Source organism: Lysinibacillus sp. NPDC094177, from assembly GCF_050279145.1.
GTDB lineage: Bacteria > Bacillota > Bacilli > Bacillales_A > Planococcaceae > Lysinibacillus.
On sequence record NZ_JBNNTW010000020.1, the window covers coordinates 30,158 to 46,803 of the forward strand.

Annotated in this window: 15 protein-coding genes; all 15 read right to left on the minus strand. The window is 38.2% G+C overall.

Annotated features, from left to right (window positions below):
• Window positions 1-254: 254 nt before the first annotated feature.
• On the minus strand, window positions 255-3,767 hold the full coding sequence (gene mfd / locus ACQKNC_RS20985) for a transcription-repair coupling factor (protein WP_427426662.1): 3,513 nt from the start codon (window positions 3,765-3,767) through the stop codon (window positions 255-257).
• Between the two features lie 346 nt (window positions 3,768-4,113).
• Window positions 4,114-4,341: an anti-sigma-F factor Fin gene (locus ACQKNC_RS20990; RefSeq protein WP_004229176.1), complete on the minus strand. Its 228-nt coding sequence runs from the start codon at window positions 4,339-4,341 to the stop codon at window positions 4,114-4,116.
• A 646-nt stretch (window positions 4,342-4,987) separates the two neighbouring features.
• A complete protein-coding gene (gene pth / locus ACQKNC_RS20995) occupies window positions 4,988-5,548 on the minus strand; it encodes an aminoacyl-tRNA hydrolase (RefSeq protein ID WP_427426663.1) in 561 nt (186 codons plus the stop codon).
• A 264-nt stretch (window positions 5,549-5,812) separates the two neighbouring features.
• Window positions 5,813-6,406: a 50S ribosomal protein L25/general stress protein Ctc gene (locus ACQKNC_RS21000; RefSeq protein WP_427426664.1), complete on the minus strand. Its 594-nt coding sequence runs from the start codon at window positions 6,404-6,406 to the stop codon at window positions 5,813-5,815.
• 630 nt (window positions 6,407-7,036) lie between these two features.
• Window positions 7,037-7,996: a ribose-phosphate diphosphokinase gene (locus ACQKNC_RS21005; RefSeq protein ID WP_427426665.1), complete on the minus strand. Its 960-nt coding sequence runs from the start codon at window positions 7,994-7,996 to the stop codon at window positions 7,037-7,039.
• A 24-nt stretch (window positions 7,997-8,020) separates the two neighbouring features.
• On the minus strand, window positions 8,021-9,391 hold the full coding sequence (gene glmU, locus ACQKNC_RS21010) for a bifunctional UDP-N-acetylglucosamine diphosphorylase/glucosamine-1-phosphate N-acetyltransferase GlmU (protein ID WP_427426666.1): 1,371 nt from the start codon (window positions 9,389-9,391) through the stop codon (window positions 8,021-8,023).
• Between the two features lie 251 nt (window positions 9,392-9,642).
• The gene (gene spoVG / locus ACQKNC_RS21015) at window positions 9,643-9,945 is read right to left on the minus strand and encodes a septation regulator SpoVG (protein WP_427426667.1); all 303 of its coding nucleotides are present in this window, start codon (window positions 9,943-9,945) and stop codon (window positions 9,643-9,645) included.
• Window positions 9,946-10,251: 306 nt separating this feature from the next.
• Window positions 10,252-10,626 carry a RidA family protein gene (locus tag ACQKNC_RS21020; protein ID WP_427426668.1) on the minus strand — a complete coding sequence of 125 codons (375 nt, stop codon included), beginning with the start codon at window positions 10,624-10,626 and terminating at the stop codon, window positions 10,252-10,254.
• A gap of 3 nt (window positions 10,627-10,629) precedes the next feature.
• Window positions 10,630-11,457: a pur operon repressor gene (gene purR, locus ACQKNC_RS21025; RefSeq protein ID WP_427426669.1), complete on the minus strand. Its 828-nt coding sequence runs from the start codon at window positions 11,455-11,457 to the stop codon at window positions 10,630-10,632.
• Between the two features lie 56 nt (window positions 11,458-11,513).
• Entirely contained in the window at window positions 11,514-12,380 is an 867-nt protein-coding gene (gene ispE, locus ACQKNC_RS21030) for a 4-(cytidine 5'-diphospho)-2-C-methyl-D-erythritol kinase (RefSeq protein WP_427426670.1), read from the minus strand.
• Window positions 12,381-12,978: 598 nt separating this feature from the next.
• Window positions 12,979-13,161 (minus strand): small, acid-soluble spore protein, alpha/beta type, encoded by a 183-nt coding sequence (locus ACQKNC_RS21035; RefSeq protein WP_049667357.1) that lies wholly within the window; start codon window positions 13,159-13,161, stop codon window positions 12,979-12,981.
• Between the two features lie 113 nt (window positions 13,162-13,274).
• Complete coding sequence (veg, locus tag ACQKNC_RS21040; RefSeq protein ID WP_049667356.1) at window positions 13,275-13,535, minus strand: biofilm formation stimulator Veg; 261 nt, start codon at window positions 13,533-13,535, stop codon at window positions 13,275-13,277.
• Between the two features lie 157 nt (window positions 13,536-13,692).
• Window positions 13,693-14,574: a 16S rRNA (adenine(1518)-N(6)/adenine(1519)-N(6))-dimethyltransferase RsmA gene (gene rsmA, locus ACQKNC_RS21045; RefSeq protein ID WP_337992038.1), complete on the minus strand. Its 882-nt coding sequence runs from the start codon at window positions 14,572-14,574 to the stop codon at window positions 13,693-13,695.
• Window positions 14,567-15,133, minus strand: a complete 567-nt coding sequence (gene rnmV / locus ACQKNC_RS21050; protein ID WP_427426671.1) for a ribonuclease M5 — start codon at window positions 15,131-15,133, stop codon at window positions 14,567-14,569. Before rnmV ends, rsmA begins: the two co-directional genes overlap by 8 nt.
• A gap of 274 nt (window positions 15,134-15,407) precedes the next feature.
• Window positions 15,408-16,619, minus strand: coding sequence for a ubiquitin-like domain-containing protein (locus ACQKNC_RS21055; protein ID WP_427426672.1), 1,212 nt, complete (start codon window positions 16,617-16,619; stop codon window positions 15,408-15,410).
• Between the last annotated feature and the right edge of the window lie 27 nt (window positions 16,620-16,646).

The following is a 16,646-nucleotide window of genomic DNA, read 5'->3' on the forward strand; positions in this document are numbered from 1 at the left end:
CTCGTTCCAGGGTCTCATTTGTGATGCTGATCTCCGAGGAGTCACTCGGTCTTCAGTCCAATCATTTATTTCACTCAGTATGTATCTTTTGGCATACAACTCTAATTGATGGTAATAAAACGTAATGTATTTTGCGGGTAAGCGGAGGATGCGGTTCGACGCTCAACAAAAAAACGAGTACCTTGGACGGAAATCCCTCTTAACAATAAAAAAAAGCTAATCATTATCCCAAAGAGATAAGATCAGCTTTTCTACTATTGTTGTTTATTTGCGTTAGCAATAATATGCATCAATTCTTCTAAAATATCAAAGGGTTGATATTTCCCACATTTTCGTTCATCAATCGTTAATTTCAATTGCATACCATCCATTCCAAATCCGACAGCACGTTCAAATTTCATGGATTCTTCCACAATTTTACTACCATCAACTTGTCCGGTACCTTCTTCAGACAACAATATTGTGGTAATTTTTTGCTTTTCTTTCACAGACAATATGCCTGTACCTAAGCCCCATACCTTCATACGTGCAATTCGAAGTAAGCGCTCTGTTTCAATTGGAAGATCCCCGAAACGATCCTCTAATTCCTCCATGATTTCACTGTACTCCTCCACTTGATCCATCGCTTTAATACGTTTATACATTTGAATTTTTTGATAGCCGTCAGGAATGTATACATCTGGGATATACGCATCAACACTCAATAAAATTTCAATGTCAGGCTTCTCTTCTTTTTTCACACCTGTTTGGCGCTCAGCAATAGCCTCTTCCAGCATTTGTGAATACAAGTCAAAACCGACAGAATCAATAAAGCCATGCTGCTGTGCTCCAAGTAGGTTACCAGCACCACGAATAGATAAGTCACGCATAGCAATTTTAAATCCTGAACCTAACTCGGTAAATTCTTTAATCGCCTGCAATCTTTGCTCGGCTACATCTGTAAGAACTTTATCACGTTGATACATAAAGTAAGCATATGCCACCCTATTAGAACGCCCAACACGCCCACGTAATTGATAAAGCTGCGCCAAGCCCATTCGATCGGCATCGTGAACAATTAATGTGTTAACGTTCGGTATATCTACGCCTGTCTCAATAATGGTTGTCGTTACAAGCACATCATAGTCACCTTCTAAAAAGGCTAGTATGACAGATTCTAATTCTGATTCTGTCATTTTGCCATGCGCATGCCCAATACGCGCTTCCGGGACAAGCGTTTGAATTTCATCAACCTTACGAGCCATATCTTCTACACGATTGTATAAGTAGAATACTTGTCCACCACGCGCCATTTCTCTCTCAATAGCTTCCCGAACCAATGCACCGCTATGCTCCATTACATAGGTTTGTACAGGGAAACGATTTGCTGGTGGCGTTTCAATTACCGATAAATCACGAACACCTACCATCGACATATGAAGAGTTCTTGGAATTGGAGTTGCCGTTAGCGTTAATACATCAACATTCGTTTTTAATTGCTTAATTTTTTCCTTATGTGTTACACCAAAACGTTGCTCCTCATCAACTATCAGCAGTCCAAGGTCTTGGAATAATAAATCTTTAGATAAAATTCGATGTGTTCCAACTACAATATCAACTTGCCCCTCTTTTAAACCTTTTAACGTCATTGTTTGTTCTTTTTTTGTGCGGAAACGAGACAAGAGACCTACATTAATAGCAAAGTCTTGGAATCTCTCACGAATCGTTTCATAATGTTGCTGGGCTAAAATCGTTGTAGGCACAAGGAAAGCTACTTGTTTGCCATCTTGAATTGCTTTAAATGCAGCACGAATCGCTACCTCTGTTTTACCATATCCTACGTCTCCACATACAAGACGATCCATAGGACGCTCACGCTCCATATCGCGTTTTACTTCGATAATTGAACGTAACTGATCCTCAGTTTCTTCATAAGGGAATGAAGCCTCAAAACTGCGCTGATCGTCATTGTCAATCGCAAATGCATGACCCTTCTCTGCTTCACGTTTCGCATAGAGCTTAATTAAATCATCAGCAATATCTTGCACAGCAGAGGATACCTTTGCTTTGGCTTTTTTCCACTCTGCTCCACCTAATTTATGTAGCTTTGGTTCACGATCTTCAGATGCTACATATTTTTGAATTAAATCTATTTGCTCTACCGGTACATATAACTTATCATCTGCACGGTATCGAATGTGTAAATAATCCTTATGTGTACCATTTACCTCTAATGTTTCTAAACCAATATATTTCCCAATACCATGATGTACATGTACAACATAGTCGCCAGGTTTAATTTCTGTATAGCTTTTAATACGTTCTGCGTTCGTCATTTTTTGAGGACGTGCTTTTTTCTTCGCTTGTTGTTTAAATAGCTCATCCTCTGTGACAATCACCAAGCGTTGTAGTGGTAATTCAAAGCCATTAGACAGCGTGCCATCCACAATATAAATACCCGCTTCTGTCGGATCACCTATTGTCGTATGGATATCATATTCCTCAAGCATTTGCTGTACACGTCTAACACGTTCTTTATCTCTTGCAACAATTAGGACTGTAAATTTACCAAGCAACCAGCGTTCAATCTCACTTTGTAATAATGACATTTGGCCATGAAATTGCTGCATTGGCTTGCAAGAAAAGTTAGTCGTTTTATTAAAGGATATACCTGCAAATGTTCGCGAAAATAATGAGAAATATAGCTTTTGCTGAGATAGCATTGCTAGAATTTCTTTTAAAGAGAAGGCCGGCTTTACATCGTGCACCATTTTTCCTTCTTCAATTAAGGATAAAAACCATTCATCCTCTTCACGCTCCCAAGCATCCATAACCTCCTGAATACGCCCGAGCTCATCAAACAGCACAATCCCATCATGCGTAAAATAATCTCCTAAAAATGCTGTTTTCTCATACAATAACGAACCATATTTATTTACATAGTCCGGTAAATTTCCTTGCTTTAACAATTCAATATCATATTGAATATGCTGATACAGTAACTCCTTAGTCTCCTGCTTTTTAACTTTCTTTAAGCTTGTCGCTAATGCAGCTTCTAAACGATCTGCCAATGCCATTCTTTCTTCTTTTGTCAAAATAACTTCTGACGCAGGTAGGATACGGACCTTCTGCAATTTATCAATTGAACGTTGATCGTCCGCAGAAAATGTTCGAATCGAGTCTACTTCGGTATCAAATAGTTCTATACGAATTGGCGACTCTAAATATGGGGGATAAACATCTAATATGCCACCACGTAACGCAAACTCTCCAGGTGTTGTCACCATCGAATTACGCACGTAACCCATCTCTACTAATGTTTGCAGCCATTTATCAATTTGAATATCTTCGCCTACTGCTATTTGTAAAAAATACTGTAGCCAATGCTCCTTAGGCTGCATCATTTTGCGCAAGCCCGCAACTGGTATCACATAAACAGCTTTTTCACCTCTAGCTAGGCAATCAAGTGTCGCAATTCGCTCAGCACGTAACTCTGGAGAGGCAACAGACAAATCTGCAGCAATAAACTCATCAGCAGGATAATAATGAACATGCTCCTCACCTAAAAGTCCCGCCAGTTCATCAGCCATTTTCTGCGCCTGCAATAGATTAGGAGATACAATATAAATAGGTTTTTTTACATATTCAAATAACGCGTCGACCATTACCGGGCGCGCGCTTCCAGTTAATCCTGTAATAAGCTGTGTTGTAGAATGACCGCTCTGAATCTCCTGTAAAAATGATGTGATATGTTTGTCCTGCATCACAAGCTGTCGTAAAACTTCCAATGTCAAAAGCTCCTTTCAGCGCATAATTCTCTTCGCTATTTACTAGTAATCTAGTACTATAATACAAATCTTTGTTGTCTATTTTATCAATTACGTCTCGACATAATTACGTCCGGAATCGGCTTTGTGCTTAGGCCTGCATATGTTTTTCGTGCGAAAGCGCAGTGCTAACGTAGCGTCAGCAACACGAAGACCGACATGATGTCGGTCATTTCGGTAATGCCACAGTACGTGGCATTCTTAGACTGAGTTCCTCTATTTCAGCGGGTGTTTGGACACTCGCTGAAATAAAATTAAACGGAAAAAGCTTTGAACGCACATGAGGTGCGCCAAAGCATCCTTCCAATTATTGAATCCATTTATTGAGTGCGTGATAATCTGGATATTGTTTCAGCGAATCCTCACATTGCTCACAAATGCAGTGCACCGTCGTTTGACCATGTTGATCTTTCTCAACATAATCATCCGCTTCACCCAATTCGAAAATATGCAGTTTTCGAATTGTATCATCTGCATCAAATGGTAGTGTTCCTATTTCTACTTCACAATGCCGACATCGATAGCGAACTGACATCTCCAAATCATCCTCCCTTTAAGCAACTTACTACTTAAAGTATAGACATTTCTAAAAAGGATTATGCACTTTCAATTTTGCCTGAGCGTAATTGTCTTTTTAGATTAGAGAATAGTTTTTTGCATTGTGTTTAAGACTATACTATACAATTTAGTTAGCTGTAGTCGCAGGAAAAAACATGATCAATTTTGCCTCGGTCCAATTGCGTCCGAAGGCTTTTGGCCAACAAATGTTTTTTGCGCGAAAGCGTAGCGGCAGCGGCAGAAGTTTTTTGTGAGAAAGCGCAGTGCTAACATAGCATCAGCAACATGATATTGGGCCAATCGAGTGTTGTTGTTGTTGTTGCTGTCGCTTCGCTTTCGCACAGATAAAAACCGTGTTGCTGTCGCTTCGCTTTCGCACAGATAAAAACCGTGTTGCTGTCGCTTCGCTTTCGCACAGATAAAAACCGTGTTGCTGTCGCTCCGCTTTCGCACAGATAAAAACCGTGTTGCTGTCGCTCCGCTTTCGCACAGATAAATTACAACAGGACGTAGCGTTCTTAGACTGCGTCCCTCTATTTCATCGGGTGTTTGGACACTCGATAAAAGAAGTTAAATCGTCATCCTACACAACTATAATATCCACACTTTACTTTAACTTATTATTACCCGTTAAAGTGATTCATCACATCAAGAAATGGCTTTGAAAGGGATGCTTCTACAGCATTTACACACTTTTCAATAGCTTCACCAACAACAACTTGATCTTCTTTCGAAAATTTTGATAACACGTAATCCGCCACCTTCATGCCAGCTGGCGGGCGATTAACCCCAACACGAATGCGATTAAATTCTTGCGTGCCTAAATGCTGAATTAATGATTTAATACCATTATGTCCACCTGCACTACCTTTTTGACGCAGGCGTAATTTACCTGTTTCTAAATCTAAATCGTCATAAATAACAATTAAATCTTCCACATCAATATCAAAATAGTTCATAAGGGGACCAACACATTCCCCTGATAAATTCATATATGTTAAAGGTTTAACAAGTAGAACCTTTCCTTCAGGACGATGTATAGTTGCATACATACCATTAAACTTTGAATTAGTTAAAGGTGTACCCCATTTTTCTGCTAATGCATCAATAATGTCGAAGCCAATATTATGTCTTGTATGCTCATAAGGTTTACCTGGATTTCCCAAACCAACGATAATTTTCATAAGTACCCCTCTGCTTTCAAATCTAGTAGTCATTATTTTACCATATCATGCACTAAGAAAGCATTTTGTACAATTTTTGAAAGTAAAAGTTTAATAATGGCTTGATATAATTGAAATCTTCACTTCATGTTATAAAGCAAAGCATACGCATGAATAACGTCGCCTATACCTGCCAATGCCCTTCATAAATATCGATTAGTTAAAATGCAAAAGGCTACTAAAGAAGTTTAGCCTTCCTCCGTAGCCTTTCCTTAACGAATATTTTTACACTTGTTCCTGTACACTATCTGCTGCCGTTTCTTCAACGACCGCTACTGGAGCCATAATGGTTACTAATATATGATTATCTTCGCTGATAATATCAAAATCAATCGTATCTCGTATATCCACCACCATAATTGATTCACCAATTTTAAGTTTTGTAATATCAACTTCAATAGATTCTGGTATATCTGCTGGTTTTACGTTAAGTTTCACTTCTAGATTAGGCTGCATTAAAATACCGCCTTCACTAATACCAACTGACTCTCCAACAAGTCTAATAGGCACCTCAGCTTCAATCGCTTCGGACATATTAATTGCTAAAAAGTCTATATGATTTATTTCTTTTTTCATAGAGCATTGTTGGATTTCTGACACAACAACATTCACTTCTTTCCCATCTAACTCCATCGAAAACACATCGTTTGGTCCATTCTTTTGAATAGATTTTCTGAATTCCTTCTCTGAAATAGAAATTGGGGTCGAATCTAAATTATAGCCGTAAATAACTGCAGGAATGGCTCCCTCTTTTCTAAGTTGGGTTAATGTCGAACGATGCCCAGCTTCGCGCTTGTTAACACTTAATACTGTACTCATATCTATACTTCCCCTTCTAAGAAAATTATTTACGCCTTATTATAAATGTCACTACTTTCAATGACATTTGTTAAGGCTATAATAATATTTACCTCTATTTTAGTTCATCACCACGTGGGGTTGATTTCCGTTCCGGCTGGACGTTTTCTCTGACGCTTCGCTTTCGCGCAGAGCAAAGCTTCCTGGGGACGTCCGATGAGCCGCTTCGCTTCACTCCATGGTCTCAGGCCAACAGATGCTTTTTGCGCGAAAGCAAAGCGGTAGCAAAGTGTTTTTGTCTGTGCGAAAGCGTAGTGCAACGTAGCGACAGCAACAGCACCGATGTTGGTCACGAAGGCGTTATCACAGGACGTGATGTTTTTAGCCTTCGTTCCCCTTTCGCTAATACCCAAGGAGTCACCCAGTCTCCACTCCAATCAACTTATTCACATAACTTACGTTTTAATAAAATGTATCCCAACCTTAGGCGGTAAACTATTTTTCATAAAGTAGTGTAAATATTATTAAATTACTATTATACCCTTTTATAAGAAAATTCAAATAAAAGGACATATAAAAAAGGACAAATCTACTTTCAAACGTAGATTTGTCCTTAATAAGCCACATCTTATAGCATGTGGAGTTTATTTATTAATCAAATAGAGTACTTACAGATTTATTCTCATAGACACGAGAGATTGCATCTGCCATCAATTTAGCTACTGAAAGCTCAGTAATTTTTGGAGATTTTTTCTCTTCAGTAAGTTGGATTGTATTAGTTACAACTAATTCTTTAATCGAAGAGTTTTCGATACGCTCGATTGCCGGTCCTGATAGCACTGGGTGAGAGCAACAAGCATAAACTTCTTTCGCGCCAGCAGCACGTAATGCATCCGCGCCGATTGTAATTGTACCTGCAGTGTCAATAATATCATCAATCAAGATTGCCACTTTACCATCAACATTACCAACAATGTTCATAACTTCTGCAACGTTTGGTTTTGGACGGCGCTTGTCAATAATTGCAATAGGTGCTTTTAAACGTTCTGCCATTTTACGAGCACGTGTTACACCACCATGGTCTGGGGAAACAACAACGATTTCATCTTCTGGAATACCTTTTGATTTGAAGTATTCAGATAGTAAAGGCACTGCCATTAAGTGGTCGATTAAAATATCGAAGAAACCTTGGATTTGCGGTGCATGTAAATCTAAAACGATAACACGTGTTGCACCAGCTGTTTCAAGTAAGTTTGCTACTAATTTAGCTGTAATTGGCTCGCGTGCTTTTGCTTTGCGGTCCTGACGAGCATAGCCATAGTAAGGCATTACAACGTTTACTGTACGAGCAGATGCACGTTTTACAGCATCTACCATAATTAAAAGCTCCATTAAATGTTCGTTTACAGGTGCAGAAGTAGACTGCACGATAAACACATCACAACCACGAATACTTTCTTCAATGCTAATTTGAATCTCTCCATCGCTGAAGTGCTTAACAGAAGATTTACCTAATTCAACACCCATTTCTTGAGCAATTTCTTGAGCAAGTGGATTATTAGAATTAAGTGAAAATATTTTTAATTGTGAGTTTGCATATTGATACGGCATGATGGCCTCCTGTTTAGTTGATAATTATTTTGAATTTAATTTGCTTACATAATTCGGTTTGTTTTCTTGTCTTGCACGAGCAATTGCAAGTGCATCCTCAGGAACTTCTTTTGTAATTGTAGATCCTGCTGCAATAAATGAACCTTTTCCAACTTTCACTGGCGCTACTAAGTTAGTATTACATCCTACAAATACGTCATCTTCAATAATTGTTTGGAACTTGTTTTTCCCATCATAGTTTACTGTAATGGAACCACAGCCAATATTGACATTACTTCCGATTTCAGCATCACCAATATAGCTTAAGTGTGATACTTTCGTGTCATTACCTAGTTTACTTTTCTTCACTTCTACAAAGTTACCAATCTTCACATGGCTACCAATATTAGAAAGTGGTCGAATATTTGCAAACGGTCCAATAGCTGTGTCTTCCGCTACAGCGCTTTCACGCACAACAGAAGAATGTACTGTTGTTCGGTCACCGATACGGCTATCTATGATTTGTGTGTTTGGCCCGATTAAACAATCTTCACCAATAACAGTTGTACCTTCAATCATAGAACCTGGCTGGATGACAGTATCACGACCAATCATTGCGTCAGCGCTAATATATGTTGCTTCTGGATTAATAATTGTGACACCATTACGCATATGCTGTTCATTAATTCTTGTACGCATTAGCGCCTCTGCTTGAGACAGAGCAACACGGTCATTGACACCAAGTGTTTCTTCAAAATCTTCCGTTACATATGCTTCAACGACATCACCTTGTTTTTGTAAAATTTCAATCACATCAGGTAAATAATACTCACCCTGTGCATTGTCGTTTTTCACAAGTTTTAATGTCTCAAATAAAGCTTTATTATCGAAGCAGTATGTGCCCGTATTAATCTCTTTAACTAATTGCTGTTCTGCTGAAGCATCCTTTTGCTCAACAATTTGCTCCACTTGTCCATTGTCGCCACGTAAAATACGACCATAGCCTGTTGGATTTTCAGCAATTGCTGTTAAAATAGTTGCCTTGGCATTCTTTGCTTGATGATGCTCGAACAAAGCTTGCATCGTTTCAGGGCGGATAAGTGGTGTATCACCACAAACAACTAATGTTGTCCCTTCTTCGCTACCTAAAATTGCCTCAGCCTGCTGTACAGCATGAGCTGTGCCTAACTGTTCAGCCTGTAAAACATACTCGCTTTTATCACCAAGCTGTTGTTTCACCTTTTCTGCACCGTGTCCTACAACCGTTACGATACGATTCGCATCTAACGTTTGAATGTGATCCACCACATGTTGTACCATTGGCTTCCCACATACTGGATGGAGCACTTTATATAATTTGGACTTCATACGTGTACCTTGACCTGCAGCCAAAATGACAGCAAAAATGTTGCTCATCTGTAAGTCCTCCAATACGCTCATTTTCTCTTATGACTATATAGCAAAATTCATCTATTTTCAAGGCATGTTGACTTGACAAAAAGATGAATTTCCAAATCAAATGCACCTTATGCTCGATTGTTAATATGAATGTCCTAAAACTGCTCATTTTCTCTTATTCTCAAAATAAAAAGAACTCCCCAATTAAGAAGAGCTCTTATTATTATAAGACTAAACCAATAGTCAAATTGACATTCATTTCCTATTAACTATACGCCAATTCCTTCTAATTCTTCTGTTTCTTCCGATGCTTCTGCCTCGCTTGAATTATGGTACTCGTTTAAAATAATCTCTTGAATTTTATTACGAGTAGTAGAATTAATTGGATGCGCAATATCTCTAAACTCACCGTCTGGAGTTCGTTTACTTGGCATAGCAACGAACAAACCTGTATTGCCATCGATCACACGAATATCGTGAACTACGAATTCATTATCGAGTGTAATGGAAGCAATCGCACGCATGCGACCCTCCGTCTGTACACGACGTAACCTTACATCAGTAACTTCCATTTTCTCACCACCTCTCTTCTTAGATGCCTAAATGAAAATATAATATTCATTATTACCGAATATTTTCCTTTTTATAGTCTATCAAATTTTCTAAAAAATTTGAATACTCATTAGTATAATATTTCCTCTTTTTTAAGTAAATTTTGACAATTGTTTGTCAGTCGCTCTGACAATAAACAATTTCACCTTGGCGTAATTGTGACTGCCTGTCGCTTTGCTTTCGCACAGAAAACATTTGTTGAATGCGGATAAAAAAAGCCCACTAAAAGAGCAATCATATCTCTTCTAGCGAGCTTAAAAAATCAATTATTTAACGATGGCAATAACTTCAATTTCTACTCTCACATCTTTTGGTAGACGTGCAACCTCTACTGCTGAACGAGCTGGTTTATGATCGCCAAAGTGGTTAGCATATACTTCATTCATTGCAACAAAATCGTTCATATCCATCATAAAAACCGTTGTTTTAACAACATTATCCAAAGATGTCCCAGCAGCTTCTAAAACTGCTTTTAAATTAGCAAATACTTGATTTGTTTGAACAGTGATATCGCCTTCCACTAATTCACCTGTTGCTGTTAGTGGAATCTGACCTGAACTATAAAACATGCCATTTACGATAATTCCTTGTGAATATGGCCCGATTGCTGCTGGTGCATTTGTTGTTGCTACTACTTTCATTTGTCATTTCCCCTTTTTAGAAAAATAGTTACCTTCACTTAATGCAATTGTACGGTCTTTTTCATTAACCTCATGAAGCTTCACTAGTGAATAATAATCATCTACTAAAGTTTCATCTGCATGCTCAGCCTCTACAAGCACTGCAATACCAGCTAGCTGACAGTCAAATTCCTCTAATAGATTTTTCATGCCATTCATTGTACCACCGACCTTCATAAAGTCGTCGGTAATAAGCACTCGTTGTCCACTCTTCATGCTTCTTTTCGATAATACCATTGTCTGAATTCTTCTGGAAGAACCAGATACATAGTTGATGCTGACTGTAGAGCCTTCAGTTACCTTACTATCTCTTCTGACAACAACAACTGGTACATTTAAATGCCTTGCAATGGCGTGGGCAATGGAAATCCCCTTTGTTGCGACAGTCATTATGACGTCAATTTGCTGATCAGCAAATGCGGATGCAAATACCTTTCCAACTCGATTAATTAAATCTGGATTGCCGAGTAAGTCCGTCATAAATAAATAACCGCCTGGTAACAAACGATCTGAATGCTCAAGCTCCGCCTTTAAATCCTGAATAACTAAACGGACCTCAGCCTCGGACATTTTAGGAATATACTTAACTCCCCCTGCAGCGCCCGGTACTGTCATCAATAACCCGATTCCTTTTTCTTCGAAAGTTTCTTTTACAATCGTCAAATCTTCACTAATGGAAGACTTTGCAGATTGATATAGTTCAGAAAAATAAGTTAGCGGGATCAGCTGATGTGGATGTTCTAGTAAATAGTACGTCATATCAACTAGTCTTTCACTACGCTTCCATTTCATGCGACCCTCTCCTAAACACGAATATTTATAGGTAAAATTAACATAAATTTGCGGTTTTAAGCAAGCGTATTTCGCTCGCCTAATATCCGAACAGCATATACTTCTTCGCAAAAACCACGTAAACCGTTATAAATGCGGCTTACTCGAGCTTCACTATCCACTAAACCGAACACCGTCGGACCGCTTCCACTCATTAATGTTGCATCTGCTCCAAAGCGCTTCATCTGTTCCTTTAACATTACTACCTCTGGATGTAGCTTAAATGTTACAGTTTCCAAAACATTTCCTAATGATGAACATAGTAGCTCATAATCTTCCGTTTCAATAGCATGAATCATTTGCTTCGTGTTTGGATGTTGTAACCCTTCAACCTTTAATCCTCCATACACTTCTGCAGTAGAGACTCCTATTTTAGGCTTAGCTAAGACTACCCAACAGGTTGGTGGTGCAGGCAATTCCTGAATTTTTTCTCCACGCCCCGTTGCTAATGCTGTACCACCATAGACACAAAACGAAACATCTGAACCAATTTTCGCACCTAATTCAGCTAACTCATCTATAGATAACCCTAAATTCCACAGCTCATTCAAACCCTTCAGTGTAGCAGCCGCATCACTACTTCCGCCTGCTAATCCTGCTGCAATTGGTATTTCTTTTTCTATAGTAATGGATACACCTTGTTCAATGCCGTATGTATCTTTAACTAGACGCGCTGCCTGATAAGCAAAATTTCGGTGATCATTTGGCACAAAATTATCAGTCGAAATTATTTCAATTACGCCATCTTCTCTAGATTCCAGACTAATACGATCAGCTAAATCGACTGTCGTCATGACCATCTCTACTTCATGATAATTATCCGGTCTTTTATAAAGCACATCTAATGTTAAATTTATTTTTGCAGGCGCCTTTACATAAAGCATCTTTCTTCCTCCTTATAGCTACACTTATCAATTACACATTGGCGTAATTGTGCCAACGCTTCGCTTTTGCACAGTTAGAAATGCGTACGGATTTTGAATTGTAATTAGGCCTCCCTTGATGACCGACATGATAATCGATCATTTCGGTAAAAACTACAAGACGTATTGCTTTAACCGATGCAGGTCAGAGCATCCATGCACTGTAGTTAGGCTAACATCCTAGCTTGTCCTTTAAACTCCGTAACATCTACCAGATCATGCAGTCGATATTTGAAAACACACAGAATAGAAATTACAATCTCTCACTAACTATACATGTAGGAGACTTCTTCTACTGCAACTGTTACAAAGCATCAATAGCTGGCGTTCACTTTCGCTACATAAAACATTTTCTGAATGAAGATAAACCTGTCGTTCATCTTTCACAAGATTATTCATTTTATTTTACCATATTGGGAAAGCGAAAATGGAAAAAAAGAACCGTATACCCCTATTTGGTGTAACGGTTCTTTCTCGTCAGTTGTGTTGTTGTGTCTGCAGGGAATTTTCATCCCTGCAAAGATTTCAAAGTAATAAGTGATCTATTTTCACAAAGAGATTACTTATTATGCTCTTGCTCACTATTTGCTCTTTCAGCCATTTCGATGGCGCGTTTGACCATATTACCGGCGTCTCGAGCTTTAATGCCGCCCCAGCCTTCTCGTTGCACAACATCATAAAATCCAAGCTCTTTAGCGATCTCTTCTTTTAAACGAGGTGACATGATACCTTTTCTAGGCATATAAACTCCTCCTTTAACAACTGACGAATTTAGTATGTCCAAAAAAAAGTAAAACACTCATGTAGTTTTTAACATACATGAGTGTTTAGAAATATAGAAATAAGTACTAGAAACTATTTTGCGATAGCAGCCTTTGCTTCGTCTAAAAATGTAATCTCTACTGCTTCAGTTAAAATATCTGTGTAACTATACGATACGCGCTTACACGTATTGTCTTCTTGATCAAGCTCAACCACAAAGATAGCGCGATATGTCTCACGCAATACCCCTGCACACTCGACCGTTTTCTTGCGACCTCCGTTTGCTCTTAACTGCAAACGTTTACCCAAATGACAATCCAACGACTTTTTAATGTCCGCTAAAGTTTTTGGCATTTTCGCTTACACCTCACTACTAATTAGTATAAGCGATTCGCCCAAAAATGTCAACAAAATATAATATTTTATCAGCCCGTTATAAATATTGTCAACTTATTTTTCATAAAAAAAACATGTTTTTTTAAGTATACTCAAAAAAGTTAACAAAAATTTTTTACTTTGCAAATGTAGGGTATAGTGCATCGGCTAATTTTCCAAACTCTTGAATGGTAAGAGTCTCTCCTCGACGCGTTGGTTCAATATTTGCTGCTTTTAAAGCATCCATAATTTTTTCTTTGTGTACCTTACCATTTGGCAACCCTGATTGTAAATTATTGAAAATTGTTTTTCGTCGTTGTACAAACGACGCACGAGTAACAACGAATAAAAAATCCTCATCAATCACTTTTACTGGAGGTTCATCATGCTTAATAAGACGGATTACTGCAGAATCCACATTTGGCTGAGGCATAAAAACAGTTTTCGGTACCGTCATGGCAATATCAGCTTTTACATAATATTGAATCGCAATTGATAAAGATCCGTATTCCTTCGTTCCTGGTTTAGCCGTAATACGATCTGCAACCTCTTTTTGCATCATGACAACAAAACCGCGAATTGGCAAACGATCATTAAGTAATTTCAGTAAAATCGGTGTCGTCACATAGTAAGGTAAATTCGCTACAACCATAATATCCTCAATACCTGGCATCTCTTCCTGAATTACCTTCTCAACATCCGCCTTTAAAATATCTGAATGTACAATAGTTACATTATTATATGGGCTAAGTGTATCTTCTAATACAGGTAATAATCGCTGATCAATTTCAAAAGATACAACTTTTTTTGCACTTCTTGCTAAATGCTCTGTTAAAGCTCCAATGCCAGGACCAACTTCGATTGCACCACTATTTTCAGTTAAATCTGCATGACTAACAATATTTCGTAAAATGTTCGGATCGATTAAAAAGTTTTGACCTAAGCTTTTTTTAAATGAAAATCCATATTTTTTTAAAATTTCCTGTGTTCTAATTGGTGTTGCAATATCCTTATGCATCGTTTTCCTCCTGATCTAACTGTGCGACTGCCGCACCAAATTGCTGTTCTGTGATTTGAAACATTTTTAACCGTTTATGAAGTTGTTTACCGTTTGTTGCACCAATATTCAAAATTTCTCCAAGACGATCACGACGAATTTTCGCTTGTGGATGACCAATTAAACTTGCCGTCATTAAATCTTCGAGAGTAATGTCATCAGTGGTTAACTCAACATCATTGGGAGTATAGACATGTTGTAGTGCCTCTCGTATATCTTCATCTGCTGCATGCTCAATGCCTAGTCCTTTACCGTTTTTCGCAATTGCTTTAGCTTTCGGTAAAAAAGCGTGTTTTACACCTTTTACATGTTCCTCGATAATGGCACGAATTCGACGTCCCGGATAATCTGGATCAGTAAAGACAATAACACCTCTTTTATCCTGTGCATGTTGAATTCTCTTCAATGTTTCCTCTGAAATAGCCGACCCATTTGTTTCTATTGTATCTGCTTGTACAGCTCGCTTAATAGCTGTTGTATCATCTTTTCCTTCAACAACAATGATTTCTTTTATTTGCAAAAAGGCTCCTCTTTTCTACCTTATCTTCAGACCATTTTACAACTGCACTGTACGATTGTACAGAAATACACGGCTATTCACCTTCTTATAATATTCTCCCACAACTTTGCTATTGTTGGCCACTTCCCGATAATGCCCACTGTGCAGTTGCTATTACAGCTTACCTTATGTACTCTCCTGAACAAATTACTGAAAAAAATAAAAAAGCTTTCCCGCCAGTCAAAACAGGAAAGCTAATAATAGTGAAAAACATTTGATTAATTTTACAATTTTTTTAATTTAATACTTTTATACGCACTTTCCTTACTCCCCAATTACTAGCTTGGGATTCAGATTGTACAAGTATGTCGATCCGATTACCCTTAATAGCACCGCCAGTATCCCCTGCTATAGCTGTTCCATAGCCTTCAACCCAAACTTTTGAGCCAAGCTTAATAACAGAAGGGTCTACAGCAATTACTTTCAATCCAGAGTTTGATTTTAAATTAATGCCAGTGGCAGATGTTCCCGAGCAGCCATTACAATAAGGTGTATAGGCTGTTGCCGTTACATAAAATTCTTTACCGCTACCTGGCTCTGATGAACCACGTGATACGGTCGCTGCACTAGCTACTACAGTTTTAGTACCTACAGCTACTACTTGCTTCATCGGTTCTTTTACAACTTTTTCAGATTGTAGATTTTTAGCTACAACTTGGCCATTCTCTTTTACGATTTCATACGTTTTAGTTGTTAGACCTTTTTGGCCAGCTGTTACAACTTTTTGTTTTCCCTTTTGCAATGAAGCATCCTGCTTCTTTTCAATTGCGAAATCTAAAGAGTCTTCCACTACATCGATAACCTTTTCTACGCGAACTACTGTGATTTTACTCTGCGGAGTGATTACGTCCTTCAGGTTATTCTCGACACGATCGAATTCATTTAGTTGAATTCCTTGTTGTTTTAAAAAGTTAGCGACCGTAGTCGAAGTGGACCATACTTGTCTTTCGTTTACGCCATCGACAAGCGATACTTGAAACGCTTTTTGAATATCGATTTTGTTGTCTGCACCTATTTTTGTATCTAGACCCTGTACTAAAGAGTCATGCTCTGATACTTTAATATTTGCTTCTTTCAAAATGTCTTTCACTTGTGTTTCAGTTGTCCAAACTTTTGACTGATTTCCATCAACTGAAATAGTTACTTCTTTTGCCTGTTCCCATGTAATTGCTAATCCATTAACAATTTTGGTTTTCAGAGAGGGTGATATTTTGTCATGCTCTGCTACGTCTATATTTTGATCTTGTAATAATTGTTCTACAGTTTTGGCATGTGTTGTTACTTCGATTGCTTCTCCGTTCGCATCAAACGTTACGGTTTTTTTAGTACCTTGATAAAGTACGAATGAAATTACAGATACAAACAGGACAAGTGAAATAATGCTTATCACTGTTTGCTTACTCCTCAATGATCCTAAGAACAAGTTTTTCATGGAATTATTTGACATGAAAAAACGCCTCCTTAATACAAAGTT

Bases quoted from the DNA above. Each gene is read 5' to 3' on its own strand.
- ACQKNC_RS20990 (WP_004229176.1), bottom strand. From the start codon at position 4,341: ATGTCAGTTCGCTATCGATGTCGGCATTGTGAAGTAGAAATAGGAACA.
- pth (WP_427426663.1), bottom strand. From the start codon at position 5,548: ATGAAAATTATCGTTGGTTTGGGAAATCCAGGTAAACCTTATGAGCAT.
- ACQKNC_RS21000 (WP_427426664.1), bottom strand. From the start codon at position 6,406: ATGAGTACAGTATTAAGTGTTAACAAGCGCGAAGCTGGGCATCGTTCG.
- ACQKNC_RS21005 (WP_427426665.1), bottom strand. From the start codon at position 7,996: ATGCCGTATCAATATGCAAACTCACAATTAAAAATATTTTCACTTAAT.
- glmU (WP_427426666.1), bottom strand. From the start codon at position 9,391: ATGAGCAACATTTTTGCTGTCATTTTGGCTGCAGGTCAAGGTACACGT.
- spoVG (WP_427426667.1), bottom strand. From the start codon at position 9,945: ATGGAAGTTACTGATGTAAGGTTACGTCGTGTACAGACGGAGGGTCGC.
- ACQKNC_RS21020 (WP_427426668.1), bottom strand. From the start codon at position 10,626: ATGAAAGTAGTAGCAACAACAAATGCACCAGCAGCAATCGGGCCATAT.
- purR (WP_427426669.1), bottom strand. From the start codon at position 11,457: ATGAAATGGAAGCGTAGTGAAAGACTAGTTGATATGACGTACTATTTA.
- ispE (WP_427426670.1), bottom strand. From the start codon at position 12,380: ATGCTTTATGTAAAGGCGCCTGCAAAAATAAATTTAACATTAGATGTG.
- ACQKNC_RS21035 (WP_049667357.1), bottom strand. From the start codon at position 13,161: ATGCCTAGAAAAGGTATCATGTCACCTCGTTTAAAAGAAGAGATCGCT.
- veg (WP_049667356.1), bottom strand. From the start codon at position 13,535: ATGCCAAAAACTTTAGCGGACATTAAAAAGTCGTTGGATTGTCATTTG.
- rsmA (WP_337992038.1), bottom strand. From the start codon at position 14,574: ATGCATAAGGATATTGCAACACCAATTAGAACACAGGAAATTTTAAAA.
- ACQKNC_RS21055 (WP_427426672.1), bottom strand. From the start codon at position 16,619: ATGTCAAATAATTCCATGAAAAACTTGTTCTTAGGATCATTGAGGAGT.